General features: G+C 58.2%; 1 protein-coding gene. It reads right to left on the bottom strand.

Going from position 1 to position 2,375, the window contains the following annotated elements; translation table 11 throughout:
- On the bottom strand, positions 1 to 1,955 hold a 1,955-nt coding region (locus AC1DT3_RS18255), incomplete at its 3' end, for a hypothetical protein (RefSeq protein ID WP_477466645.1).
- Positions 1,956 to 2,375: the final 420 nt, after the last annotated feature.

Genomic DNA, 2,375 nt, shown 5'->3' with positions numbered 1-2,375 from the left:
TCCTTGAACAGCGCGAACCGACCCTCGACACTCGGGTCGAAGGCCCGGCATGACGGTGGGCTTGCGAGCGGTTTGCCGCTGCCATCGACATAAGGCGAAGAGTAGAAGTCGCTCTCCCGACTTGGCTTGCCGCAGACCTCCGGTCCGATGGCGTTGTTGTGTCCGAACGGCGCGAAGGCCCAGACACTGAGTAGAGATGGTGGTCGATAGTAGCCGCGGCCGCCACCCCGCATGACCTCTTGAAGCGCCGGATCCACCGCCCGCTCATGGAGATCGCGTGCGGCATACTGGTCCCACACGCGGCTCGCCATGTGGTTCGAATGGAGCGCACGTCCCGCATAAGTTCCAACCCGCGTGGCGAGAATCGGTCGTTCATTGCTCAGAAAATCGGCGCGCAGCGAGGAATCTGTCGGATCGGTTGCAAGGAAATCCACGCTCTCGTACGGCCCGCTCTGGCTGGAATGACACCCTGCGCAGGTTCTCGCGAAAACCTGTTGCCCGCGCGCGACAGCGCCGCTCCCGAATTCGCCTTCGAGTTGTGCTTCCAATTCTTTCGGTCCCGATAGGCCGCGCGCCTTCCAAAGATCGGCGGGGCGCGCCGTGAGGAAGAAGGCCTCGACATCTTCCAGGCGATCCTCGATGGCGCGGAAACTGGCGCAATCGCGACGGCATTGGCCGATATCAAACGGGCTCTGCCCGTAGTTTCGTTGCGCCGGGTCCACGGTCCTCAGGTCTGGGATGTGGTTGAGCCAGCATTGTTCGGCACAGGATCCGATGTTGAAGTAAACGCGCTGAATCGCTTCGCGCGCTCCGATGGAATCCTCCCCGCCTTTCAGAATATTCTGAACGCGCTCCATCATCTCGCTGCGTTGCCAACATTTCCCAGGTTTATCGGGCTCACACCAGCAATTGGCGCTGGAGCCAGCTGGGCACGCTGCGACTTTGCGCCATTTCAGTACCTGATGATCGTGCAGCGGACGCTTTGCGAAATTCGCAATGGCGTTCATCGTGCCAGGGTTTGCGACGGTGTCCATCGGAAGGGCGGACGTGTCGACGGTTCCGGGGCGTGTCCGTGCGATCAACTGCCATTCGAGCACGTGCTGCGACATGCCGGACGCGAGAAGTTGCGAAATGCGGCTGTATTGGTTGCCGACCAATCCGTCGAGGTTCTCCCACTTTGGATTGTTGGCATCGGCCGCGGGCTTCAATGGGTTATGGGAGATATGGCACGCACCACATGACATCCCGATGCGGAACGGCGGCTCGATCGAACCGTCGAAGAGGCGGTTGTTGCGAGAATCCCCCTCGCTTGTATCGCCGGAGAGAAATGCGCTGTATCCCACCCATGTCGCCGGCGAACCGTTCAGCCGCTTCCAGCGATCGGCGTCGAACCGGGGATTTGGAAACTTGCGCAGGCCCAAGGCGCCGGTGGAGGTTCCAAACTGAAGATCGCAAGAACTCTGCCGCTGATCTAATGTGCCGTGAGGCGTCGCCACATCGAACGGCGCGTCCTTGAAATCACACGCGGGGTCGCGGTACCCCTCCTTTCCGATGAATTTCAGAAGTTCCGTATCGCCCGGACACCATTGAAATCCGAACGTCTCATCAAGACTTTTTGCGGGGCAGTTGGGATCACCCGGAACGCAGCAATCGGGATCCGGGATGGCGCCCCACGCCTGGAACAGGTCACCCTTTTTCTTCGCGCCGAGAATGCGGAACCAATCGATCGTGGCACCCAGGCGCTGCGGATAGGAATAGGTGTAGAACCGGTCGTTGAAAGCGGTCGCGAAGAACCAGATCTCGCGTCCCGCGCGTTCCCGCGGCGAGAGATGGGTGTCGCCGTCGGCAAAGCCTGGATTGAGTGAACTCTGGGCAACACCTCGCGGCGGACTGCCGATCCAGCAGACCAAGACGAGAACCCAAAGAAGCGCCTTGCCGACAAGCCTTGATCGCATCGGAAAGCTCCCTCGCAACCGAAGGGCGACGAACCAATCAACGTACTGCGTACGAACCGACGTATGAAACGCTTTGGAAAACCGGAGAACGTCTTCAATGTCCTCCCAATGGCACGAAAAATCAACTATGAGCCGGAAATATTTCTTACGCTATTGTCGTTTCGTTTATTGATTCCGCATGTATTTACAACGCAAAGGAATGAATTACTAAGCTTGGCCGCAGATCAATTTGTGCGCCATGACACGCAATAGGCACAGCATTCTCGTCGATTAAGTATCAATTCTTGACGATGCCGTTATGCGGGCGCAAACTCGTTAAAGCTTCGTAAAGGAGGCTCTGATGTCTTCTCGTCAACTAAGCCGAGTTGGATTCGCTCTGTTATTCGGAGCGACCGTGACTGCAGGGTTGTTCTTCAGCGA

It is taken from the genome of Microvirga sp. P4_G7, assembly GCF_056401005.1.
The sequence above is the reverse complement of the archived record's forward strand: the minus strand, read 5'-3'. Positions and strand labels throughout refer to the sequence as shown.